The sequence below is a fragment of the Gordonia sp. (in: high G+C Gram-positive bacteria) genome (genome assembly GCF_047600565.1).
GTDB lineage: Bacteria > Actinomycetota > Actinomycetes > Mycobacteriales > Mycobacteriaceae > Gordonia.
Map to the genome: position 1 here is coordinate 2,092,760 of NZ_JASGKN010000001.1, position 20,056 is coordinate 2,112,815.

A 20,056-nucleotide genomic window follows, 5' to 3' on the forward strand; every position below is an offset into this window, starting at 1 on the left:
CTACCGGCGGGTGCCGACGGCGTCTGCGGCCGGAGCAGATCTGCGGTCCGAGCGCGCGTACACGATCAGCACGACGATCGACACGATCACCAGGATCCAGGTGTACGCCTGCAGGGTGAACCAGCGGTACCAGCCGTCGTTGTGGAAGAAGATGCCGGTCAGCCAGGCGTCGCCGACACTCTGGTTGACGTACCAGATGGGGTGCCCGATGAAGGCGCGCCAGGCCAGAGAGCCGAGGAATCCGGCGACCGTGCCGGCCGCGATCAGGTCCCGTCCGAGCGGCCACGGCAGGGCGAACAGGAGGTGCACCGCCACCACCAGCAGCGGCACCAGCCACACCCAGTGGTGACCCCAGGCGACCGGCGACACCGCGCACGACGTCATGCCGATCAGCGACAGCGCGAGCAGTTCCTGGCCCAGACGGTGGGCGGCGACGGCGGCCGCCAGACCGAGCAGTCCGACCAGTCCCGCGCAGATCACCCACAGCAGGGTGCTCGGATGGTCGGTGTGCATCATGTTGGCGATGAAGCCGCGGATCGACTGGTTGCCGACGGTCTGCGGCGACGCCACACGGTTGGAGTCGAAGAGCGTTTCGGTCCAGTAGTTCTTGGAGGCGCTCGGCATGATCGCGAAACCGATCGCGATGGTCGCGGCGAACGCGCCCACCAGGGTGATCGCCGCCCGCCACTGCCGGGTGAGCGCGAGATAGACCGCGAACAGCAGCGGCGTCAGTTTGATCCCGGCGGCCAGACCGGTGCCGGCGCCGCGCAGGAACGACTTCTCGCCGCGCAACAGGTCCGCCAGGATCAGCAGCATCAGGAAGACGTTGATCTGCCCGAACCAGATGGTGGTCCGCACCGGTTCCAGAAGCGTCGAGATGATCGTCAGGCTCGCCGAGACTCCCACCAGCCGCCAGGTGATGGTGTGTCCCAGGCTCCTGAAGCCGAGCAGGATCACCCCGAACAGCGCCGCGAAGATCAGCACCGTCCACAGCACGTGCGCGATACCGGTCGGCAGGAGGGCGAACGGGATGAAGAAGACGATGGAGATCGGCGCGTAGGTGAAGTCCATCTGGCCGAGACACTTGGTCCGATACAGGTCGCCGCCGTCGAGCACCGTCTGCGCGCCGCAGCGGTAGACGTCCAGGTCGAACTGGTAGTCGAACAGTCCCCAGAACGGTTGGGAGAACGGCACGATCGTGTTCTGCGCCCACACCGCGAGAGCGGCGAGGACCGCGAACACCACCAGGACCGGCGTCGACCGTTCCAGCTTCATAGCCCTGTTGCGTGACGCCTTCAGGCGTCGAGCAGTACCTCGGTCGCGGCGAGCAGCGCACAGGTGGCGACACCGTCCATGGCGGTCTTCAGCTCGTCGATCGACGGGAAGGTCGGGGCGAGCCGGATGTTCCGGTCGTCGGGGTCCTTCCGGTACGGGAACGTGGCGCCGGCGGCGGTCAACGCGATGCCGGCATCCTTGGCGAGGGCGACGGTGCGCGCGGCGGCGCCGTCGAGCACGTCGAGGCTGATGAAGTAGCCGCCGTCCGGTTGCGTCCACGACGCGATCTTGGCCTCAGAGAGACGGTCCTCGAGGATGTCGAGGACCGCCGTGAACTTGGGGGCGATCAGTGCGCGGTGGCGCTCCATCAGGGTGCGCACGCCGTCGGCGTCCTTGAGGAACTTGAGGTGGCGGAGCTGGTTGATCTTGTCCGGGCCGATGGTCGCCACCGACAGGTTCGAGGTGTACCAGTCCAGGTTGGCGTCCGACGACGCGAAGAACGAGACGCCCGCACCGGCGAAGGTGATCTTGCTGGTGGACGCGAACACGTAGACGCGGTTCGGGTTGCCGGCCTGCGCCGCCAGATCCAGGATCGGCAGCGGGTCCGGGGTGTCGCCGAAGACGGTGTGCACCGCGTAGGCGTTGTCCCAATAGATGCGGAAGTCGTCGGCAGCAGGCATCGCGACGAGGCGTCGTGCGACGTCCTCGGTGATGGTGGCGCCGGTCGGGTTGGCGAAGGTGGGAACCACCCACATGCCCTTGATGCTCGGATCCTCGGCGACGAGCTTCGCGCACACGTCGACGTCCGGCCCGTCCGGGTTCATCGGGACGGTGACCATCTCGATGCCGTACCGCTCGGAGATGCCGAAGTGACGGTCGTACCCGGGTGCCGGGCACAGGAACTTGATGGGCTCGGCGCCCCACGGCTTCGCCGAGTCGACGTTGCCGTGCAGGATCGAGAACACGGTGATGTCGTGCATGATCCGCAGGCTCGCGTTGCCTTCGGCGAGGATGTTGTCCGTCGGGACGGCGAGGAGTTCGGCGAAGATCTCGCGCAGGTCCCGCAGGCCTTTCACGCCGCCGTAGTTGCGGCAGTCGGTGCCGTCCGGGGCGCGGTAGTCGTCGCCCGGCAGCGACAGCATCGGCAGCGACAGATCGAGCTGCTCGGGGGCCGGCTTGCCGCGGGTGAGATCGAGATTCAGACCGGCCGCCTGGAGCGCCTCGTAGCGCTTCTTCAGATCCGCCTGGGTGTCACGAAGTTGCTCGGCACTCATCGAGTGAAAGTTCAACGTGGGGTCCCCTGCGCGGTGTCAAAGTATGAGGACCCCGCGCACCCGAGAGAGCCCGTTGACCCTTGCTGCCTTCCGGCCCTGGGGGAGTTCACAGGATGCACGCCGCGCGGGATCCAGGGTCAAGTCTAGTCATGGAGTCCCCGACCGGCGCAAAATGCCCCCGGACATCGGGTCCCCCCGTCGTCTTCCGCTCCACCTGTCGACCTAGAACGACAGCACGAACCGAAACCGACAGCACGAACGAGGGGAACGAAAAGACCTCCACCCTCACGAGCGAGGGCGGAGGTCTTTCACCGGCGGAGGATAGGGGAACCGTCGCTGCCGCTCCTCCCGAATCCGCTGCGCCCCAGATACGGCTGTGGGCACCCCCATCGTTCCTCAGGGGGCGCCCACAGCCGTGGCGGAGGATAGGGGATTCGAACCCCTGAGGGCTATTAACCCAACCCGCGTTCCAGGCGAGCGCCATAGGCCACTAGGCGAATCCTCCAGGCACGACGATGGTAACGGTTGGCACCGGACTCCCCCAAAACCCGGCCCGCCCGTACCCTCACATCAGAGATCCTGAACGGTCTCCCGGACGAGCCCGCCGTACCCGGAGCGCGACAAGACGGTGGAGGAGGGTTCCACCATGTCGTGGATCGTGCTGATCGTGTCGGGACTGCTGGAGGCGGTGTGGGCGACGGCGCTGGGTCGTTCCGACGGACTGTCGCGGCTGGTGCCGTCGATCGTGTTCGGTGTCGCCATCATCGCCAGCATGGCCGGCCTCGCCTACGCTCTGCGCGACATCCCGACCGGAACCGCCTACGCCGTGTGGGTGGGGGTCGGCGCCGCGGTGACCGTCGTCTACGCGATGGCGACCGGTGACGAAACGGCGACGATCGCCAAGGTGCTGTGCATCCTGGCGATCGTCGGCGGGGTGGTCGGTCTCAAGCTCGCGGGCTGAGACCCGGTCAAGCGGGAGCCGCCTCCGGCGGCGCGTCCTCCGGCTCCGGATCGGTGTCCGGGTCGGCGGGCGGCGGCACCTCGTCGTCGCCGGGACGCCACGCGAACGCCGTCTTCAGGAACGCCATCAGCGGGATCGACAGCAGACCGCCGACGATGCCCGCCAGCGAGATGCCGGCGGCGATCGCCAGAATCACCGCGGCCGGATGCAGCTTCACCGACTTGCCGAGCAGGAACGGCTGCAGCACGTGACCTTCGAGCATCATCACGAACACCAGCAGTGCCAGCACGATCAGCGCCTTCACGAAACCTTCGGTGGCGAGGGCGACGAGCACCGCGACGGTGCCCGATGCGAACGAACCGACCACCGGAATGAAGGAGCCCAGGAAGATCAGGACGGTCAGCGGCACCGCCAGCGGAATGCCGAGCAGCACCAGTCCGACACCGATCACCAAGGCGTCGACCAGCGCGACGGCCACTGTGGCCCGCACGTACGACTTGAGGGTGACGAAGCCCGCGCGGCCGGCGCTGCGCACATGGTCGCGGCTGCCCGCCGGCACCACCCTGGTGACGAAGTTCCAGATGTCCCGGCCGTCGAGCAGGAAGAAGATCAGCATGAACGCGGTCAGCGCGCCACCCACCAGCAGCTTCTCGACGTAGCCGGCGGCGGAGATGCCGTTCTGCGCGATCTTGCCCTGGTTCTCCCGCGCCCACTGCACGGCCTTGTCGCCGGCCTGCCGGATCTGCTGTTCGTCCACGTGCAGGGAACTCTTGCGCAGGAAGTCGACGCTGCTGTGCACCGTGCTGATGAAGTCCTTGGTGAGCTCGGGGGCACCGGCCACGAACTGGTTGATCACGAACCAGACGACCAGGCCGACGACGACCACGGCGCCCAGGACCAGCCCGACCACCGCCAGCACGCGCGGAACGCCGCGGTTGTGCAGCCAGTCGACCGCCGGATACATCAACGCGGTGAACAGCAACGCCAGCGCGACGGGAACGAAGATGTCCTCGAACTCGCGGAACAACCGTCCGACGACGTAGATGCCGACACCGATCACCAGCAGGCGCCACACCCAGGCGGCGGTGGCCCGGACTCCGGGCGACACCTTGGCGTCGTCTTCTTCTCTGATCGTCCAAACCTTGGTCTGACGATCCGCATCATTCGTGCTCACCCGGCGACTTTAGCCTGGGGAAAGGCCCCGAAAGGGGACGAATCGCGCGAGAAACCCCTAGAAGCGCAAGTTCACCGGCGATGCGGCGCCGATCGAGACGGCCTGCAGCAGTTCCGGGGTGATCCCGGGACGGAACACGGCCGGGCAGCCGGTGACGTTCTCGCCGCGCGCGATCCTGGCCCGCATCCGCGGCGTGAGGGTCAGGTCGGCGATGTCGATGCGACGCAGCGCGTCGTCGCCGTTCATGTTGGTGCTCGACGTCTTCAGCGACAGCACGGCGTGGTCGCCGCGAACCCGGATGATCGGGTCGGCCAGGGCGATCTCGGCGAGATGAAACTTCGTGTACGCGATGATCGTGCCGCGGTAGCGGAGTTCGCCGCTGCCGCCCTTGACGGTGTTGGAGACCAGTTCGAACGACAGGTCGCCGTTCTTCGCGACCGACGATCCGTTGCGGCCGATCACCGAGCCCTGCGTGGTTCCGGTGAACGTCGGAGCGAAGCTGGGCGAGTAGGCCCAGACGAGGTTCTCGACCGCCGGCTTCGGGGTGTTGGGGCCGGGCGCGGTCGAGTAGTCCAGCGGAACGTACTTCTCCTGGGAGGCGTTCACCGCGTCGGCCGCGCCGTAGGTGTAGATCCCCCACCGCGCGTGGGCGGGCACGTTCTTCGGGGTGGTGAGGGTGACCCGCGCGGTGAAGCGGCCGTCGGCGCGCAGCGGCACCGCCTGCTGACGGATGGTGCGGCGCATGTCGAACGGGGCGTCGGGAACCCGGTTCAGCGCACTGTTCGAGATGGCCCATCGGGTCTGGCCGCGATCGAGGGCGCGGGACGATTCGGGCGCCTTCTGGGACGGTCGCCAGACGGGTGCGAAGCCGCCGAAGGCGATGAACGTGCCGTGCGGGACGCCGGGCGGCACCGGCACCGGGAGACCGGACGTGTTGGCGTTCGGGTCGTAGCCGGTGCCCTTCACCACGACGACGTCGCCGGGATGCAGCGGCGTCTGGCCGGCCGGGGTGACCCCGTCGGCCAGGTACACCGCCAGCGACGGCTTCCACGACGGTGCGGCGGCGGCCCGACCGCCCGGCAGCACTCCGCCGGCGACGACGGTGCACACGGCGACCAGCAGGACGAACAGCGAACGCGCGGACTTCATTAGCCGAGCCTAACTCAGGCGTTTCGGGCACCGGCAGGGTCGTCGGTCCCCATTGTCAGCCGATCCGGTTGCCCTCGTCGTCCCAGTGCTCGGCGACCTTCTTGCTGGGTGGCACCCGCGGCGGTTCGCCGGGCATCTTCGGATAGCTCGGCGGGTACGGCAGATCGCCGAGACCGTCGGCGTCGTCGCGGTGAACCATCTCGAGCAGAGGTTCGATCCCGACCCGGTGAGCGTCGATGTCCGACCATGGGTCGCCGCGCTCTTCGAGAAGGCCGGGCACCGTCGCCATCGTGAAGTCGGCGGGGTCGGCGGCGGCGAGTTCAGACCACGTGAGCGGGGTCGACACCTGGGCGCGCGGCGTCTGCCGCACCGAATACGGCGACGCCATGCTGCGGTCGCGGGCGTTCTGGTTGAAGTCGATGAAGACCCGGTCGCCGCGCTCCTCCTTCCACCACGAGGAGGTGACGGCCGCCGGATCGCGGCGCTCCAGTTCACGGGCCAGAGCGATCACCGCGCGACGGGTCGCGATGAAATCCCAGCCCGGTTCGATCGGCACGTAGACGTGGATGCCGCGCTTGCCGGACGTCTTCGGATAGCCGGGCAACCCCAGCTCGTCGAGCAGCGGCCGCAGCACGTCGAGCGCCACCCGCCGCGCATCCGCGTAGACGGCGCTGCCGGACGGGTCGAGGTCCAGACGCAGTTGATCGGGGTGGTCGTTGTCGGGGTCGACGGTCGGCCAGGTGTGCAAGGTGACGGTGCCGAGGTTGGCGGCCCACACCGCGTCGGCCGGGATCCGTGGACAGAACGCCTCGCCGGTGCGCGTGGACGGGAAGACGACCCGCGTGGAACCGACGTGGTCGGGGTGATGTCTGGTCAGGTGCTTCTGATAGATCTGGTCGCCGTCGACCCCGTCCGGGTATCGCTCGAGATAGGTGGGCCGGCCGGCGACGGCGGTCATGAGGGCGCCCTCGGTCGCGGCGGTCCGGTAGTACTCGACCAGGTCGCGTTTGCGGCCGCCGTCCTCCCCGAGTTCCGGGAAGTAGATCTTGTCCGGATTCGACAGCTTCACCTCGACGCCGTCGACGTCGAGCATCTCCGGGGGCGGCTTCGGCATCCTCAGCGCTCCTCGAGGACGTCGTCGAGGTCGTAGGTCATCGGGACCTCCAGCTGGTCGTAGGTGCAACTCGCCGGATCGCGATCCGGGCGCCAGCGCAGGAACTTGACGGTGTGCCGGAAACGCCCGCTCTCCATCTGGTCGTAGGCCACCTCGACCACCAGGTCCTGCCGGATCGGGATCCACTCCCCCGATCCTGAGGCACGCCAGCGGTTCACCTCGCCCGGCGCGGTGTGGTCGGGGTCCAGACGCATCGGTTCGAACCGTTCCTGGAGTTCGATCCGGGTGGCGTCGGAGAACGCGCTCGACCCGCCGACCATCCTGATCTGGCCGTCGTGGCCGTACAGCCCCAGCAGCATGGAACCGAGCCCCGAACCGCTCTTGTGCACCCGGTAGCCGAGGACCACGCAGTCGGCGGTGCGCTTGTGCTTGATCTTGAGCATCTCGCGTTTGCCCGGCAGGTACGGTCCGTCGATCCGTTTGGCGACGACCCCGTCGAGTCCGGCGCCCTCGAACGCGGTGAACCATTCGCGGGCGAGCGTGCTGTCGCGGGTCACCCTGCTCACCCGCAGCGTGTCGGTGCCGGCACCGATCGCCTCCAGCAGCACGGTGCGCCGTTGCTCGAACGGGTCGTCGCGCAGATCCGTGGCACCGAGCGCGAGCGCGTCGAAGCCGATGAAGACGGCCGGGGTCTCCGCCGACAGCTTCTCGATGCGGGAGGCCGCCGGATGGATGCGCTGCGAGAGCGCGTCCCAGTCGAGCCGCGCCTGACGCGGAACCCCGACCTCGCCGTCGAGCACCACCCGCTGCGGCAGGTCGGCGCGGGCGGCGGCCACCAGTTCCGGGAAATACCGGGCCAGGTCTTTGCCGCCGCGCGACGAGATCGCCACGTCGTCGCCGTCCCGGAAGATCAGCGCACGAAAGCCGTCCCACTTCGGCTCGTACGACCACTCGTCCCCTGCCGCCGGCTGATCGGGCACGGCCGCGACCGCCTTGGCCAGCATCGGGGCCACGGGCGGATTCACGGGCAGGTCCATTCCTCAACGCTACTGCGCAACAGTAGGTTCGACGGCATGAATGCCGGCCGATTCGCACCGTCCCCGTCCGGGGATCTGCACATCGGCAACCTGCGCACCGCCGTGCTCGCCTGGCTGTTCGCCCGCTCCACCGGCCGCGACTTCCTGATCCGGATGGAGGACCTCGACGGCCGTACCCGCCCGGGTTCGGCGGAGCGTCAGCTGGCCGACCTGGCCGCGATCGGACTGGACTGGGAGCAGCCGGTGGTGGTGCAGTCCGGCCGCCGCGACGTCTACCGCACGGTGGTCGACTCCCTGGTCGCCGACGGCGCCACCTTCGAATGCTTCTGCACGCGCCGGGAGATCCAGGAGGCGCCGACCGCACCGCATGCGCCGCCGGGCGCCTATCCGGGGACCTGCCGCGAGCTGACGACGAGGCAACGTGAGGAGCGCCGGGAGCAGCGGCCCGCGGCGATCCGGTTGCGCGCCGAGACCTCGGAGTTCACCGTGCACGACGTCCTGCACGGCGACTACACCGGAGACGTCGACGACGTCGTACTGGTTCGCGGCGACGGCACACCCGCCTACAACCTGGCGGTGGTGGTGGACGATCACGCCGCCGGCATCGATCAGGTGGTGCGCGGCGACGATCTGCTGTCGTCGGCGCCCCGGCAGGCCTATCTGGCGACCCGGCTCGGATACACGCCTCCCCTGTATGCGCACGTGCCGATGGTGCTGAACGCCGACGGCGTGCGACTGTCGAAGCGTGACGGTGCGGTCACCCTCGAGGACCTGCAGGGCGTGGGCGCCGGCCCGGATGCGGTGGTCGGCATGATCGCGGAGTCGTTGCGGATGTCCGGTACGACGGCCGCCGACCTGCTGCCGCGATTCGATCCGGCCGCCCTCCCCCGCGAGCCGTGGATCTTCACCCCACCCCCGGCGGGCGACGCGCACAGACCGTGAGTTCGATGTCGTCCGACGACATCGAACTCACACTCTGTGGGTCCTACTGTGTGTTCTTCGCGGTGCCCGCGTAGTAGCGGCCCAGGAATTCGTCGCGGTACTCGATGTAGTCGCCGTCTTCGATGGCGCGCCGGGCACGATCGACCAGGGTGATGGTGAACGACAGGTTATGCAGGGTCGCGAGCGTCGCCGCGAGCCCCTCCTTGGCGCGGAACAGGTGGTGCAGGTAGGCGCGCGTGTACTGGGTGGAGTAGTTGTCCAGCTCTTCGTCGAGCGGCCGGAAGTCGTTGCGGTACTTGGCGTTGGTGATGTTGTACCGGCCGTCGAACGAATAGATGGCGCCGTTGCGGGCGACGCGGGTCGGTGAGACGCAGTCGAAGGTGTCGGCGCCGTTCTCGATGGCGGTGAAGATGTCGTCGGGCTCGCTGATGCCGAGCAGATGCCGGGGAGCGTCGTCGGGCAGTTCATCGGTCACCCAGCCGACGATGGTGCCCAGGTTCGACTTCTCCAGCGCACCACCGATGCCGTAGCCGCCGAAACCCTTGCCGCCGTTCTCACGATCGATCCGGCTCAGCTCGACGAGGTCGCGGGTCGCCTTGCGGCGCAGATCCTCGTACTGCGCACCCTGCACCACTCCCCACAGCGCCTGCTGCGGCCGATGCGAGCGTTCGACGGACAGCCGGTTGTGTTCGGCCAGGCAGCGGATGGCCCACTGCCGGGTGCGTTCGAGGGACTCCTCCTGATACCCGCGGGTGTTCATCAGGGTGGTCAGTTCGTCGAACGCGAAGATGATGTCGGCGCCCAGCTGATGCTGGATTCCCATCGACACCTCCGGGGTGAACCGGTGCGCCGAGCCGTCGATGTGCGATTTGAAGGTGACGCCGTCGTCGTCGACGTTGGCGAGCCGCTCCTTGCCTTCGGCGATCGCCGTGTCGTCCTGACGGTGGTCGGCCTCCATCGCGATGACCTTCTTGAAGCCGACGCCCAGACTCATCACCTGGAAGCCGCCGCTGTCGGTGTAGGTGGGGCCGGGCCAGTTCATGAATGCACCGAGGCCGCCGGCCTGGTCGACGATGTCCGGTCCGGGCTGCAGATACAGGTGGTAGGCGTTGGCCAGCACGGCCTGCGCACCCAGCGCGGCGACCGACTCGGGCAGCACCGTCTTGACGGTGGCTTTGGTGCCGACCGGGATGAACGCGGGAGTCTGGATGTCTCCGTGCGGGGTGCTGATGGTGCCGGTCCGGCCCGCGGTTCCGTCGAGGGTGGCGCGCCGAACGAACTGACTGGTGGTCACCCGGACGATTCTCCCATAGCGTGGAAACCATGATTTCGACCCGAACCACCAAGTTGGCCGCCACGGCGGCCTTCGCAGCCCTCCTCGGCCTGACCACCGCCGCGTGCGGCAGCGAGCAGGAAGCCCCCGCCGACAAGAGCGCCGCCCCGGCCGGCAGCAGCGCTCCGGTCATCGCCGTTCCGCCCCAGTCCGCGACCGGCAGCGTCTCCGAGGATCCGAAGGTCGCCGACGAGAAGTCGTGCGGCAGCACCAGCGGCCCGGACGGTGCACTGCAGATCCGGGTGGTGTCCGGCGACGTCGACTGCGATGCCGCCAAGGAGGCCGCCAAGGAGTACGTGGCGGCGCCGGACGGCTTCTTCACCAGTCAGGAGAAGGACGTCTCCGGCTGGCTGTGTGCCCCGTCCGCCGAGGTGGAGGGCGAGCTGACGCGCTGCACCAAGGACGACAAGATCTTCTCGCTGGGTCGCTGACCCGGCGCTAGTCGAGGGCGTCGGCGACGCGTTCGAGGGCGGCCACACGGCTGCCCTTGACCAGTACCGCGTCGCCCGCACCGAGGGTGCCGCCGGCCAGCCCGGTGAGGGCGTCGACGGCACCGTCGACGTCGTCGACGTGTGTCACGTCGTCGCCGTAGGCGGGTTCGTCGACGGCGATCACCGCGATCCCGAGATCGGCGGCCTGCCGGGCGATGTCGCGGTGGGCGGCCGGGCCGTCGTCGCCGAGTTCGGCCATGGTGCCGAGCACCGCGAACCGGCGCGTGGCGTCGATGGTGGCGAGTGACTGCAGGGCGGCGGCCATCGAGGTGGGGTTGGCGTTGTAGGCGTCGTTGATGACGGTGACGCCGCCGCCGGTGGTCGACATCTCCATCCGCAGCCCTGACAGCCGGGCGCCGGCGAGGCCGGCCGCGATCGCGTCGACCGGCACGCCGAGTCCGCCGCCGGCCGCGGCGGCGGCCAGGGCGTTGGGCACCTGGTGCTCGCCGCGGGCACCGAGTGCGACCGGCGCGCTTCCCCACGGGGTGATCAGGTCGAAGCGGGCGCGCAGCTGGTCGTCGAGGACGATGTTCTCGGCGCGCACGTCGGCGGGCTGCTCGACACCGTAGGTGATGACCTTCGCGCGGGTGCGTGACGCCATCGCCGCCACCACCGGATGGTCGGCGTTGAGGACGGCGATACCGTCCGCGGGCAACGACTCGACGAGTTCCCCCTTGGCCTGGGCGATGTCCTCGAGGGAGCCGAACATCTCCAGGTGCACGCCTTCGACGCGGGTCAGGACGCCCACCGTCGGGGAGGCGATGTCGCAGAGCAGCGCGATGTGGCCGACGCCGCGGGCACCCATCTCGAGGACGACCGCCTCGGTGTCGTCGGGGGCGCCCAGCATGGTCAGCGGCAGGCCCAGCTCGTTGTTGAACGACTTCTCGCTGGCCGCCGTCGTGTAGGTGGTCTCGAGGACGCCGGCGAGCAGGTCTTTGGTGGAGGTCTTGCCGACCGAGCCGGTCACGCCGACTACGCGGTCGCCGAAGTGCCGGCGGGCCTCACGCCCGAGGTCGGCGAGGGCGATCGCCGTGTCGGCGACCTGGACGGCGGTGGCGTCGATCGCCGGGTCGGGCGCGCGATCGGTCAGATAGGCGGGTGCTCCGGCGGCGACGGCGGCGGCGATGAAGTCGTGTCCGTCGCGGGCGGCGACGATGGGGACGAACAGCTGTCCGGGCCGGATCGAACGGGAGTCGATCGCGGCCGAATCGACCTGGACGTCGGGACCGTGAAGCGTGCCGCCGGTGGCGGAGGCGATCTGGCTGGCGGAGAGGTGCACGTGCAGAACGGTACCCGGCGGCGACTCGACGTGGCATCGCGTGGGCGGCCACGTATCGTGCTACCCATGACTTCGCTTCCGGGCCGACTGCGGCTGGTGGTCCTCTACGGCGGCGCTTCCGCCGAACACGACGTCTCCCGGGTGACCGCGGCACACGTGCTGGCGGCCGCCGACCGGGATCGGTACACGCTGGTGCCGATCGGCATCGGTAAGGACGGCGTCTGGCACCACAACGAGTTCGCGGCCGGCGCACTGGATGCGGGCGACGAGCTTCCGGACCGCCTGGACATCGAGGGCCCGGTGGTCGATCCGGTCGCGACCGTCAGCGGCGCCCCCGAGGACCGGACCGTGGTGCTTCCGCTGCTGCACGGACCGCACGGCGAAGACGGCACCGTGCAAGGCATGCTCGAACTGTTCAGCGTGCCGTACGTCGGCTGCGGTGTGCTGTCGTCATCGGTCTGCATGGACAAGGCGATGGCCAAGGAGGTCGCCGCACGCGCCGGTATCCCGCAGTGCGCGTGGATCACCATGCGTGACGGCGTCGACGATCCGGCCGAGATCGGCGAGAAGGCGATCGCCGAGCTGGGTCTGCCGGTGTTCGTGAAGCCCGCGAACATGGGCTCGTCGGTGGGTGTGTCCCGCGCGGCGGACGCCGACGCATTGCAGCGGGCGATCGCATCGGCACTGCAGTACGACGACGTCGTGGTGATCGAGGAGGCCGTCACCGGCCGCGAGATCGAGGTCGGCGTGCTCGGCAACACCCACCCGGAGACGACGCTCCCCGGCGAGATCAAACCGGGCAGCGACTTCTACGACTACAAGGACAAGTACCTGACCGGTGCCGCCGAACTCATGATTCCGGCGCCGCTGTCGGACGAGGCGGTCGCGCAGGCGCGGGAACTCGCCGCCGACGTCTTCACCGCCCTGCGCTGCAGCGGTCTGGCCCGCGTCGACTTCTTCTACGAGGAGTCCGGCCCGGCCCGCGGCTGGCTGCTCAACGAGGTCAACACGATCCCCGGCTTCACGCCGGCGTCGATGTACCCGAAGATGTGGGAGGCCACCGGCCTCGCCTACCCGGCCCTCATCGACCGCCTGGTCGACCTGGCGCTCGAACGCCACGATCGCCGCGCCGCCTTCTCCACCGACCACTGACCGGCACAGAAAAGTCCCCCACCTGCGTAAACAGGTAGGGGACTTCGGCGGTGGCGGAGGGATTTGAACCCCCGGTGCGGGGTTACCGCACACAGCATTTCGAGTGCTGCACCTTCGGCCGCTCGGACACGCCACCGCGAAAAACTGTACCCGAGCGGCTCACCGAGATGAAATCCGCTGTTCACGGCAGGTGATGCAGCGATCCCGCCGACCTGACGGTCGACGGGATCGCGAAAGACTACGGCTGGAGCCGGATCACTTCTTGTCGGTGATCTTGGACTTCAGCTCGTCGAGCTTCGAGTGGGCGCCGTCCAGGGCGTCCTTCACGTGCTCGTTGTCCTTGAGCTCGTCGAGCTTGCCCTTGGCGCCGTCGATGACGCTCTTGACGTGCTCGTTGTCGGTGATTCCCGAGACCTGCTTCTTGGCCGACTCGAGGATGTCGTTGATCTTGTCGCTAGCGTCGCTCATTGCGTACCCCTTCGTTCGTGGCGCCTTGTGCGCCGCCGGACTCCAATCTAAACGTCAGTTGCCGGTTTCGCGGCGATCAGTGAAGAACTCGGTCATCAATGTGACGCATTCCTCTTCCAGAACACCGCCCCTGACCTGCGGTTTGAAGAGATTTCGCTGATCGCGTAACAGGTCCCAGCGAGATCCCACCGCCCCGGTTTTTTCCTCCCAGGCACCGAAGACCACCGATCCGACCCGGGCCAAGCCGATCGCGCCGGCACACATGGCACACGGTTCGACGGTCACCGCGATCGTGCAGTCCTCCAGCCGCCAGCCGTCGCCGTGGCGTTTCGCGGCTTGACGCAGGGCGAGGATCTCGGCGTGCGCGGTGGGGTCGCCGTCGGCCTCGCGACGGTTGGCGGCAGCGGCCAGCAGCTCACCGTCCGGGCCGAAGACGGCGGCGCCGATCGGGACGTCACCGGCGGGCGCCCGCCGGGCGGCGTCCAGCGCCACCCGCATGTAGTCGTGCGCCTGCCGTTCGCCGGTCATGCCGGGAAGGCCTCAGTGACCGATCCGGTCGAGGACTTCGGCGAGCTCGTCCGCGAAACCCAGCCGGGCCGCGATCATGCCGAGCTGTTCGTCCGCGTACAGGTCGCTGTCGCCGACGATGATGCTCATGACCGCGTCGGGCAGACCGAGATCGGCGAGCAGACCGAGATCGCCTTCCTCCCACGGGTCGACATCGTCGAGTTCCTCCGGCTCCAGGTCGGGGATGTCGACGTTCAACCGGTCGAGGACGTCGGCGGCGACGTCGTAGTCGATGGCCGCCGTCGCATCGGACAGCAGCACACGGGCGCCGGTCGGTGCCGGACGCACCACGATGAAGAACTCGTCGTCGACGTCGAGAAGTCCGAAGACGGCACCGGCGGCACGCAGTTCACGCAGCTGCAGCTCCGCATCTTCGAGACTGTCGAGAGCGCTCCGCTTGAGCGGGGAGACCTTCCAGCCGGCGTCCTCGCGAACCACCGCGACCGCATAGCCTTCGACATCTGAGCCGGTGTCTGCGTCTGCGGTGACCATGCCCGCCAGCCTATGCGCTTTTCGGCACGCCCCCAAGTCTGTTCGCGCCGGATGTGCCACGCTGATTCACGTGTCCTCCACCCCGCCCGCTCCCGTCTGCATCCTCGGTCTCGGACTGATCGGCGGTTCGCTGCTGCGCGTGCTCGCCGACGCCGGCCGGCCCGCATACGGCTACAACCGGTCGGCCGCCACCGTCGACGCGGCGACGGCCGCCGGATACGACGCGAGCACCGACCTGCAGGCCACCCTCGAGCGGGCGGCCGCCGACGACGCCGTCATCGTGCTGGCCACCCCGGTCCCGGCACTGAACGCCATGCTGCCGGCGATCGCCGCTCATGCGCCCGACTGTCTGGTGACCGACGTGGTGAGCGTCAAAGAGACGGTGACCCGGCTCGTGGAACAGCATCATCCGCGCGCCCGGTACGTCGGCGGGCATCCGATGGCCGGCACCGCGCACTCCGGCTGGGAGGCCACCGACCCGGCCCTGTTCGACGGCGCCATGTGGATGGTGGCCACCCACGACGACACCGATCCGGCCGACTGGCTGACCGTCGCCGGCATCGCCCGCGCGGCAGGCGCCTACGTGGTGCCGGCCGCCGACGACGCCCACGATCGGGCCGTCGCCGCGATCTCCCACAATCCGCATTCGACGGCGGCCGTCACCGCGTCGGTGGGCGCCGGCGAAAGCGATCTGGCGCTGCGTCTCGCGGCGGGCAGCTTCCGGGACGGCACCCGGGTCGCCGGAACCGCACCGGACCTGCAGCGCGCCATGCTCGAAGGCAACGCGGTGGCACTGCTGAACACGCTGAGCGAGACCATCGACCGCCTGACCGCGGCGCGGGACGCCCTGCGCGACACCGGCTCCGTCGAGGTGGTGGTCGGCGACGGGCATCGGGCCCGGGAGAAGTACGAGGCGATCGCGAACGCCGCACCGCAACCGATCGAGGGAGTGGTGGTCGGCGACGCCGGCTGGGCGGGCGAACTCCGGCGGCAGGCGCATCAGGGGCGCGTCTGGATCGGCTGACCGGTCTCACATCTGTACATACGGCTCCACGAGGGAAGATTCCCCTCGTGACCTCACCGGTGAAGTGTTGGGACCAGCGTCAGATGCGGCTCGCGACACCCGGGTAGTCGAGGACCAGTCCGTCGGCGTCGACGGTGACCGACGAGGTCCGCAGCGGCGACACGATGTCGACGGTGCCGTCACCGAACGTGTAGGTGGTGTCGACCTGGCCGACCTCACCGCCGGGCAGGCTGAGGTGGACCACCGGGATCTCGACGCTCGGCTTGCCGGCGGGCAGACCGAACCGGCGGATCGGCACGGTCTTGAGGAACGGCGAGAGCTCGATGTCGATGGTCTCGGCGCCGCCGAAGTCGCTGTGCACCGCGGTGTCCGGGGTCTGCACCATCCAGCGGCCGTCCATGTCGCGGCTGATGTCCAGCTGCGTCTCGCCGCCGGCCCGCAGCATGCGGGTGGAGAGGCGGCGCGTGATGCCGTCGTCGGTGGTGACCAGCTCGTACGACACCGAGAAGGCCTCGTGGTCGTCGGTGGCGGCGCTGATGATGCGCCCGTAGGCCCGCACGCGGGCGCCGCTGATGTTGATGCGCACCTGCTCGAGCCGGTCGGCGTCCGCGCCGCGCCAGGTCAGCATCGTCTTGATGTCCGTGGTCACCGGTCCAGGTTAAACCCTGTCAGCTTTCACACGTGAGGTAGCGCCGGCCGCCGGCGGACGGGTCGGCTTCCACGGAGCGTTTCACCACCACGCGGCCACCCACCTGGATGCTGCACGACGCCCCCACCCCCGGTTGCACGAACGCCGCCACCTGCAGTGCACCGCCGGCCGAGACGAACGACTTGGTCCATTCGCCGCCGCTGCTCGTGTCGGTGTCGACACCGTTCTCGTCGACGTAGCCGATGACGACGGGGCCGGTGGAGGTGACCGTGTAGACGATCTTCTGGCCGTCGGCCTGGGCGTCGTCCGGCCCGGTGCCGTCGGGTGCGGGAACCCCGGTGCGCGGTGAACGCGGGGTGGTCGACGGCTGTTCGGTGGTCAGTTTGGGCACCTGCGACAGGTACGGGTCGTCGAGGTTCTGGGAGGTGGGTGGTTCGCCGCGCACCGCGACGTCGTCGTCGGAGTCGTGCGCGAGCAGCTTCAGGGCGCCGGCGACCACCAGGACGAGCAGCAGGACGGCGGCGAGACCGGCCATGGTCCGCCGCACCGGGTCCCGTTTCGGCGGTTCCGGGGGCGGCGGGGCGGGTTCGGGTTCGGGCTGCGGGAGCGCAGCCTTCGGGTCGCTCGGCTGATAGCCGTACCGGGGATTGCCGGCGTCGTCGAAGCCCAGCGGCGGGTAGGTCTGTCCGGCGGCGACCGGCTGCCGGTACGGCGGCGCGGATCGCTGAGTCGGGGGCCGGGTCATGCCCCCACGATACGGCGGCGGGGCGGTTCTCATCCTGCGGTCGGGGTGACGGTGACCTGCCGGGTCAGAAGATCCAGGCCGAAGGCCGACCGGTCGGTGTCACGCCGCGTTCGACGAACCATTCGCGTCCGACGACCAGATTGAACAGCAGGGTCGGCAGGAGGCGCAGCGCCCCGGGAACCTGCGACGCATGCCGGAGGGCCGCGCGCTTCTTCGCCTCGCCGACCGACCGGACGTCGATCCGATGGGTGATGGTCGTCTGCGGACTGTAGGCGGTGGGCACCACGTCGGGGCCGTAGAAGAACGGCAGGTGCAGCAGGCTGGTCACGCGCAGGCCCTTCATCAGCAGTTCCCGCGGCATCGTCGCGTACAGGACACGCGGGGTGCCGGCGAGTTCGGCGGCGCGCTCGCCGACCGGGTGCACCTGCACGTGGTCGCGGTGGCCGTAGCCGCCGTTGGCCTCGTAGCTCAGCAGGACATCCGCGTTCTCCTCGCGCAACACCGCGGCCAGTTTTCCGGCGGCCTCGTCGACGTCGGCGCGGGCGAACCGGACTCGTCCGGGCGGATCCGGATGGAACTCGGGGCCGAAGCCGCTGTCGGCGTAGTCGAGGGTCACCACCCGATCGACCCCCAGTTCGGCGGCGCTGGCCCGCAGCTCCGCGATCCGGTCCACCGACTCGCCGTCGTGCACCTTGCCGTCGGTGGCGACCACGACCACCACCCGGTGACCGTCCCGGGCCAGACGCGCCAGAGTGCCGCCGGTGAGGATGACCTCGTCATCGGGGTGGGCGTGAAATGCGACGACGGTGGGCATGCCGCCACGATAGACGTCCGCCGTTCACCCGGCCGAGACCGCGGATCATTGCTACGGTGCCCCCGTGTGGCAGACACTCGGCTCGCTTCTTCCGATCGCTGCAGCGATAGCGATCAGTCCCTCGATGATCATCGCCGTCATCCTCTTGATGCTCGGCTCGGGCGGGCGGGTGAAGGCCGGGTTCTTCGTCCTCGGGTGCCTGCTCGGCACCATGGTCGTGACCGGCGTGTTCATGTTCATCTCCGCCGGGGCGGTGCCGAAGACCGATGACGGCGGGCCGCATGTCGTGTCCGGGATCATCAAGATCGTGCTCGGCGCGGCCCTGCTGTGGCTGGCGGTGCACACCTGGCGGAACCGGCCGCGGTCCGAAGCCGACTTCACGACCCCCGGCTGGGTCGCGAAGATCGAGGGAGCCTCGCTCGCTCAGGCGTTCATCGTGCCGTTCCTTCTCCAGTTCCTGCCGAGCAAGTCGACCCCGCTGGTGATGACGGCCGGCGTACACATCGGCGACCTGGTGCAGCAGACCTCCGTCGCGGAGGGGCATCATCGGCAGCGGGATCTCGGCGTTCTGATCCCCGTTCCCGGGCCGTGCAGACGAAGAGACCCGCACCGATCGGTGCGGGTCTCTTCTGCGTGCGCCCGTAGGGATTCGAACCCCAAACCTTCTGATCCGTAGTCAGATGCTCTATCCGTTGAGCTACGGGCGCGTACCGGATCGATTCTACAGAACCGTTGATCCGAAACCTATTCGGTTGTCCGGGCCGGTGGCCCGGTCGGCGGAGGCGAGAGGATTTGAACCTCCGGTCCCTCGTTAAAGGGACAATTCATTAGCAGTGAATCCCATTCGGCCGCTCTGGCACGCCTCCCGGCTGCACGTCCTTGCGGACTAGCCGAGGACAAAGATTACACAGCCGCGCGACGGGGAGGCAAATCTCCGCGGGCCCGATCTCGGCGCCGGCGATCAGGGCCTACATTCGACGCATGACCCTGCGTATCCGCCCCGATCTGGACTCCCTGCCGGCCTACGTACCGGGCAAGACGTTCCCCGGTGCACTCAAGCTCGCCAGCAACGAGGTGACCGATCCCCCGCTGCCCGCCGTGCTCGACGCCATCACCGCTGCGGGCGCCGGCGTCAACCGCTACCCGGACAACGGGATGGTCGAGTTGACCGAGGAGCTGGCCAAGACGGTGGGCGTGACGCCCGAGGAGGTCCAGGTCGGCTGCGGGTCGGTGATCCTGTGCCAGAACCTGATCGCCGTCACCTGCGAGCCCGGCGACGAGGTGCTGTTCGGCTGGCGCTCGTTCGAGACCTATCCGCTCGCCACCCGCGTGGTCGGCGCGACGCCCGTGCAGGTGCCGCTGACCGGCGACGCCGTCTTCGATCTGCCCGCGATGACCGCGGCCATCACCGACCGGACGCGACTGATCTTCGTCTGCAATCCGAACAATCCGACGGGCACCGTCGTGGAGGCCGCCGCCCTGCGCGCCTTCCTGGAGTCGGTGCCGCCGGACGTCGTCGTCGCCCTCGATGAGGCGTACTTCGAATACATGCGTCTGGACGAGGCCCACGCCTACGACGCGATCGAACTGCGCAAGGAGTTCGCGAACCTGGTGGTGCTGCGCACCTTCTCGAAGGCCTACGGTCTGGCCGGTCTGCGCGTCGGGTACGCGATCGCCGACCCTCAGGTGATCACTGCGCTCGGCAAAGTGCACGTGCCGTTCTCGGTCAGCAGTGTGGCGCAGGCGGCGGCCGTCGCATCCCTGCACGCGCAGGACCAGCTGCTGGCCCGCACCGACGCGGTGGTCGCCGAACGCGTGCGGGTGACGGCGGCCCTGCGTGCGGCGGGCTACACGGTCCCCGACTCACAGGCCAACTTCGTCTGGCTGGAACTCGGCGACGACGCCCTGCCCTTCGCCCAGGCGGCGACCGAGGCGGGCATCATCGTGCGCCCGTTCGCCGGCGACGGGGTACGTGTGACGGTCACGAACCCGTCCGAGGACGACGTGTTCCTGGCGTTCGCGGGTTCGTTTCGACAAGCTCAACGAGCGTAGGAAGACTCCCGAGCGTAGGAAAGCTCAACGAGCGCAAAAAACTCGGCGAGCGTCGAAGCCCGAA

Annotated in this window: 21 protein-coding genes, 4 tRNA genes, 1 other RNA gene and 1 riboswitch; of the genes, 7 read left to right on the top strand and 19 right to left on the bottom strand. The window is 68.9% G+C overall.

Annotated elements, in window-relative coordinates; genetic code table 11:
* The 4 genes from QM774_RS10230 to QM774_RS10245 form a co-directional block, all read right to left on the bottom strand.
* On the bottom strand, positions 1-1,275 hold the full coding sequence (locus tag QM774_RS10230) for a glycosyltransferase 87 family protein (RefSeq protein WP_414975772.1): 1,275 nt from the start codon (positions 1,273-1,275) through the stop codon (positions 1-3).
* Between the two features lie 20 nt (positions 1,276-1,295).
* On the bottom strand, positions 1,296-2,564 hold the full coding sequence (locus QM774_RS10235) for an aminotransferase class I/II-fold pyridoxal phosphate-dependent enzyme (protein ID WP_414975773.1): 1,269 nt from the start codon (positions 2,562-2,564) through the stop codon (positions 1,296-1,298).
* Positions 2,565-2,590: 26 nt separating this feature from the next.
* An RNA gene (ffs, locus tag QM774_RS10240) (signal recognition particle sRNA small type) lies at positions 2,591-2,685 on the bottom strand.
* Between the two features lie 280 nt (positions 2,686-2,965).
* Positions 2,966-3,054, bottom strand: a tRNA-Ser gene (locus QM774_RS10245).
* A gap of 65 nt (positions 3,055-3,119) precedes the next feature.
* Positions 3,120-3,184: riboswitch (guanidine-III (ykkC-III) riboswitch) on the top strand.
* An 11-nt stretch (positions 3,185-3,195) separates the two neighbouring features.
* Here QM774_RS10245 and QM774_RS10250 point away from each other — a divergent pair.
* Entirely contained in the window at positions 3,196-3,510 is a 315-nt protein-coding gene (locus QM774_RS10250) for a DMT family transporter (RefSeq protein WP_414975774.1), read from the top strand.
* Between the two features lie 7 nt (positions 3,511-3,517).
* On the opposite strand, the gene QM774_RS10255 is transcribed toward QM774_RS10250, so the two are convergent.
* The 4 genes from QM774_RS10255 to QM774_RS10270 are packed head-to-tail and all read right to left on the bottom strand — an operon-like array spanning position 3,518 to position 7,984.
* Positions 3,518-4,684 carry an AI-2E family transporter gene (locus tag QM774_RS10255; RefSeq protein WP_414975775.1) on the bottom strand — a complete coding sequence of 389 codons (1,167 nt, stop codon included), beginning with the start codon at positions 4,682-4,684 and terminating at the stop codon, positions 3,518-3,520.
* A gap of 57 nt (positions 4,685-4,741) precedes the next feature.
* On the bottom strand, positions 4,742-5,833 hold the full coding sequence (locus tag QM774_RS10260) for an HtaA domain-containing protein (RefSeq protein ID WP_414975776.1): 1,092 nt from the start codon (positions 5,831-5,833) through the stop codon (positions 4,742-4,744).
* Between the two features lie 55 nt (positions 5,834-5,888).
* Positions 5,889-6,947, bottom strand: coding sequence for a DNA polymerase domain-containing protein (locus QM774_RS10265; protein WP_414975777.1), 1,059 nt, complete (start codon positions 6,945-6,947; stop codon positions 5,889-5,891).
* Between the two features lie 2 nt (positions 6,948-6,949).
* Positions 6,950-7,984, bottom strand: a complete 1,035-nt coding sequence (locus QM774_RS10270; RefSeq protein WP_414975778.1) for an ATP-dependent DNA ligase — start codon at positions 7,982-7,984, stop codon at positions 6,950-6,952.
* A gap of 36 nt (positions 7,985-8,020) precedes the next feature.
* Here QM774_RS10270 and gluQRS point away from each other — a divergent pair, with 36 nt between their 5' ends.
* On the top strand, positions 8,021-8,926 hold the full coding sequence (gluQRS, locus tag QM774_RS10275) for a tRNA glutamyl-Q(34) synthetase GluQRS (protein ID WP_414975779.1): 906 nt from the start codon (positions 8,021-8,023) through the stop codon (positions 8,924-8,926).
* 43 nt (positions 8,927-8,969) lie between these two features.
* Here gluQRS and tgt read toward each other — a convergent pair whose 3' ends face one another.
* Complete coding sequence (gene tgt / locus QM774_RS10280) at positions 8,970-10,220, bottom strand: tRNA guanosine(34) transglycosylase Tgt (RefSeq protein WP_414975780.1); 1,251 nt, start codon at positions 10,218-10,220, stop codon at positions 8,970-8,972.
* Between the two features lie 29 nt (positions 10,221-10,249).
* Here tgt and QM774_RS10285 point away from each other — a divergent pair, with 29 nt between their 5' ends.
* A complete protein-coding gene (locus QM774_RS10285) occupies positions 10,250-10,690 on the top strand; it encodes a hypothetical protein (RefSeq protein WP_414975781.1) in 441 nt (146 codons plus the stop codon).
* A gap of 7 nt (positions 10,691-10,697) precedes the next feature.
* Here QM774_RS10285 and QM774_RS10290 read toward each other — a convergent pair whose 3' ends face one another.
* Positions 10,698-12,029, bottom strand: a complete 1,332-nt coding sequence (locus QM774_RS10290) for a UDP-N-acetylmuramoyl-tripeptide--D-alanyl-D-alanine ligase (RefSeq protein WP_414975782.1) — start codon at positions 12,027-12,029, stop codon at positions 10,698-10,700.
* Positions 12,030-12,095: 66 nt separating this feature from the next.
* Here QM774_RS10290 and QM774_RS10295 point away from each other — a divergent pair, with 66 nt between their 5' ends.
* Positions 12,096-13,181, top strand: coding sequence for a D-alanine--D-alanine ligase family protein (locus tag QM774_RS10295; RefSeq protein ID WP_414975783.1), 1,086 nt, complete (start codon positions 12,096-12,098; stop codon positions 13,179-13,181).
* Positions 13,182-13,229: 48 nt separating this feature from the next.
* Here the strand turns inward: QM774_RS10295 and QM774_RS10300 are convergent.
* The 4 genes from QM774_RS10300 to QM774_RS10315 all read right to left on the bottom strand — a co-directional run bounded on the left by QM774_RS10300 (position 13,230) and on the right by QM774_RS10315 (position 14,708).
* Positions 13,230-13,317 (bottom strand) — tRNA-Ser (locus tag QM774_RS10300).
* 119 nt (positions 13,318-13,436) lie between these two features.
* On the bottom strand, positions 13,437-13,649 hold the full coding sequence (locus QM774_RS10305) for a hypothetical protein (RefSeq protein WP_414975784.1): 213 nt from the start codon (positions 13,647-13,649) through the stop codon (positions 13,437-13,439).
* 54 nt (positions 13,650-13,703) lie between these two features.
* Positions 13,704-14,177 carry a nucleoside deaminase gene (locus QM774_RS10310; protein WP_414975785.1) on the bottom strand — a complete coding sequence of 158 codons (474 nt, stop codon included), beginning with the start codon at positions 14,175-14,177 and terminating at the stop codon, positions 13,704-13,706.
* Positions 14,178-14,189: 12 nt separating this feature from the next.
* Entirely contained in the window at positions 14,190-14,708 is a 519-nt protein-coding gene (locus QM774_RS10315; RefSeq protein WP_414975786.1) for a tRNA adenosine deaminase-associated protein, read from the bottom strand.
* Positions 14,709-14,769: 61 nt separating this feature from the next.
* On the opposite strand from QM774_RS10315, the gene QM774_RS10320 reads away from it, so the two are divergent.
* Entirely contained in the window at positions 14,770-15,732 is a 963-nt protein-coding gene (locus QM774_RS10320) for a prephenate dehydrogenase (RefSeq protein WP_414976645.1), read from the top strand.
* A gap of 79 nt (positions 15,733-15,811) precedes the next feature.
* On the opposite strand, the gene QM774_RS10325 is transcribed toward QM774_RS10320, so the two are convergent.
* The 3 genes from QM774_RS10325 to QM774_RS10335 form a co-directional block, all read right to left on the bottom strand.
* On the bottom strand, positions 15,812-16,381 hold the full coding sequence (locus QM774_RS10325) for a putative glycolipid-binding domain-containing protein (RefSeq protein ID WP_414975787.1): 570 nt from the start codon (positions 16,379-16,381) through the stop codon (positions 15,812-15,814).
* Positions 16,382-16,400: 19 nt separating this feature from the next.
* Entirely contained in the window at positions 16,401-17,126 is a 726-nt protein-coding gene (locus tag QM774_RS10330) for a hypothetical protein (RefSeq protein ID WP_414975788.1), read from the bottom strand.
* A 64-nt stretch (positions 17,127-17,190) separates the two neighbouring features.
* On the bottom strand, positions 17,191-17,940 hold the full coding sequence (locus tag QM774_RS10335) for a PIG-L deacetylase family protein (protein WP_414975789.1): 750 nt from the start codon (positions 17,938-17,940) through the stop codon (positions 17,191-17,193).
* A gap of 124 nt (positions 17,941-18,064) precedes the next feature.
* Between QM774_RS10335 and QM774_RS10340 the strand changes: the two genes are divergently transcribed.
* Positions 18,065-18,616: a GAP family protein gene (locus tag QM774_RS10340; RefSeq protein ID WP_414976646.1), complete on the top strand. Its 552-nt coding sequence runs from the start codon at positions 18,065-18,067 to the stop codon at positions 18,614-18,616.
* On the opposite strand, the gene QM774_RS10345 is transcribed toward QM774_RS10340, so the two are convergent.
* Both QM774_RS10345 and QM774_RS10350 read right to left on the bottom strand, forming a co-directional pair.
* Positions 18,575-18,647, bottom strand: a tRNA-Arg gene (locus QM774_RS10345). The two genes, QM774_RS10340 and QM774_RS10345, sit on opposite strands and share 42 nt — an antisense overlap.
* A gap of 70 nt (positions 18,648-18,717) precedes the next feature.
* Positions 18,718-18,806 (bottom strand) — tRNA-Ser (locus tag QM774_RS10350).
* Between the two features lie 115 nt (positions 18,807-18,921).
* Between QM774_RS10350 and hisC the strand changes: the two genes are divergently transcribed.
* Positions 18,922-19,992, top strand: a complete 1,071-nt coding sequence (gene hisC, locus QM774_RS10355) for a histidinol-phosphate transaminase (protein ID WP_414975790.1) — start codon at positions 18,922-18,924, stop codon at positions 19,990-19,992.
* Positions 19,993-20,056 lie beyond the last annotated feature (64 nt).

Coding starts and splice junctions, on each gene's coding strand:
- QM774_RS10230 (WP_414975772.1), bottom strand. CDS start 1,275: ATGAAGCTGGAACGGTCGACGCCGGTCCTGGTGGTGTTCGCGGTCCTC.
- QM774_RS10250 (WP_414975774.1), top strand. CDS start 3,196: ATGTCGTGGATCGTGCTGATCGTGTCGGGACTGCTGGAGGCGGTGTGG.
- QM774_RS10260 (WP_414975776.1), bottom strand. CDS start 5,833: ATGAAGTCCGCGCGTTCGCTGTTCGTCCTGCTGGTCGCCGTGTGCACC.
- QM774_RS10265 (WP_414975777.1), bottom strand. CDS start 6,947: ATGCCGAAGCCGCCCCCGGAGATGCTCGACGTCGACGGCGTCGAGGTG.
- QM774_RS10270 (WP_414975778.1), bottom strand. CDS start 7,984: ATGGACCTGCCCGTGAATCCGCCCGTGGCCCCGATGCTGGCCAAGGCG.
- gluQRS (WP_414975779.1), top strand. CDS start 8,021: ATGAATGCCGGCCGATTCGCACCGTCCCCGTCCGGGGATCTGCACATC.
- QM774_RS10285 (WP_414975781.1), top strand. CDS start 10,250: ATGATTTCGACCCGAACCACCAAGTTGGCCGCCACGGCGGCCTTCGCA.
- QM774_RS10295 (WP_414975783.1), top strand. CDS start 12,096: ATGACTTCGCTTCCGGGCCGACTGCGGCTGGTGGTCCTCTACGGCGGC.
- QM774_RS10305 (WP_414975784.1), bottom strand. CDS start 13,649: ATGAGCGACGCTAGCGACAAGATCAACGACATCCTCGAGTCGGCCAAG.
- QM774_RS10310 (WP_414975785.1), bottom strand. CDS start 14,177: ATGACCGGCGAACGGCAGGCGCACGACTACATGCGGGTGGCGCTGGAC.
- QM774_RS10315 (WP_414975786.1), bottom strand. CDS start 14,708: ATGGTCACCGCAGACGCAGACACCGGCTCAGATGTCGAAGGCTATGCG.
- QM774_RS10330 (WP_414975788.1), bottom strand. CDS start 17,126: ATGACCCGGCCCCCGACTCAGCGATCCGCGCCGCCGTACCGGCAGCCG.
- QM774_RS10335 (WP_414975789.1), bottom strand. CDS start 17,940: ATGCCCACCGTCGTCGCATTTCACGCCCACCCCGATGACGAGGTCATC.
- QM774_RS10340 (WP_414976646.1), top strand. CDS start 18,065: ATGATCATCGCCGTCATCCTCTTGATGCTCGGCTCGGGCGGGCGGGTG.
- hisC (WP_414975790.1), top strand. CDS start 18,922: ATGACCCTGCGTATCCGCCCCGATCTGGACTCCCTGCCGGCCTACGTA.